This is a genomic window from Nonomuraea sp. MTCD27, from assembly GCF_041950495.1.
Taxonomy (GTDB): Bacteria; Actinomycetota; Actinomycetes; order Streptosporangiales; family Streptosporangiaceae; genus Nonomuraea.
In genome coordinates this window covers 1-1,142 of sequence record NZ_JBGNUW010000075.1, presented here as the reverse complement: position 1 = coordinate 1,142, position 1,142 = coordinate 1, and the positions used below count along the sequence as shown (strand labels likewise).

The window sequence follows — 1,142 nt, the reverse complement described above, 5'->3', positions numbered from 1 at the left end:
ACTCACCAGAAAGGTGCACCTGCTTCTGCAGCGGATATGGCTTCGACACCCGAATCCTTGCAGTTCAGGGGCACCTTTTCTCATGTTCTAGAGCACAGCTACCGCCCCGGCTGAATAGCTGAGGTTATCGCGAGCGGCCCAGGGCGCTGGCCGATCCCGTGCACCGCGTCACGATCGTGAAGATTCGCGATAACGACGACTCAATCAGGATCCGCCGACTGGACGGCGACGACGCCGGGCTACAGGAATGGGTCTCCTACACCTCTCTGCTCGACCGCTGGGCCGACATCGAACCGCGGCTCAACGACGAGCGGCGCCTCTTGGCCGTCAGAGAAGCATCGTCTGCTGCCGGCGACACGGTGGAGTACGAAGCCGCGTTGCTCGTCGTGAAGGCCTGCGGGCTTGGCCGACGGGTGATCCTCGGACGAAGCAAGACCGAGACGGGGGTCCTGCGGATCGACAAGCCTGCGGGGGTAGCTGATCGTCTGGGACTCACCGTCGAAGAACTAGCCGACGACCCTCTCGCCTTCCATGATCGTCATGGGACGCTGATCAGCCCTTGGCGGGCAGCACGGCGGCTGATGCCGACGATTGCTACGGCCTTCTCCGAAGGGATCATAGAAGCGATCCACCGGGAAGAAGCGGAACTGCGTTCGGAGAACCTCTACGGGTACCCTTACCGCCCATCCTGGGAGGACGTCCGTGAGGAACGCAAAGTACGGCTGCGCGAGCGCGAACCTGTGCACGCCTTGGTGCGGCAGTGGTGCGGGCAGGAAGCCGTTGAGCGGTTCGATGAGCTGATCGCCTTGCGCAATGAGGTTGTGCGGCTTGGCAAGCTCCTGGACCGGGCGGTCGAGGCACTACGCAAGCGCGGGGCTACGGCTACCGCCGCCACCATTGAGAGCGACCTGGGCGTCCCCATCGCCATGCTGATGGATAGAGATCGTCGTACCTGACGCCGGCGGGTTCTTCCGGTCGTGATTCTCGTTCGCCTCGACTTTCCTCCCGCAGGTAGCGCCCGAGTTTCGCAGTTCGCGGGCACATAAGCCTTGATCGTTGAGCGAAAGTGCTGGTCGGCATGGTTGTGGATAACTTCCGGAGTCCCAAAGTGTGGGCACACGACCATTCGTGATTATGCTGCG

The 1,142-nt window shown here is 62.4% G+C and carries 1 protein-coding gene; it reads left to right on the top strand.

What is annotated here, in order from left to right; genetic code table 11:
• The first annotated feature begins 176 nt into the window (after positions 1–176).
• Positions 177–956 carry a hypothetical protein gene (locus ACBJ59_RS62780; protein WP_375119393.1) on the top strand — a complete coding sequence of 260 codons (780 nt, stop codon included), beginning with the start codon at positions 177–179 and terminating at the stop codon, positions 954–956.
• The last annotated feature ends 186 nt before the right edge of the window (positions 957–1,142 follow it).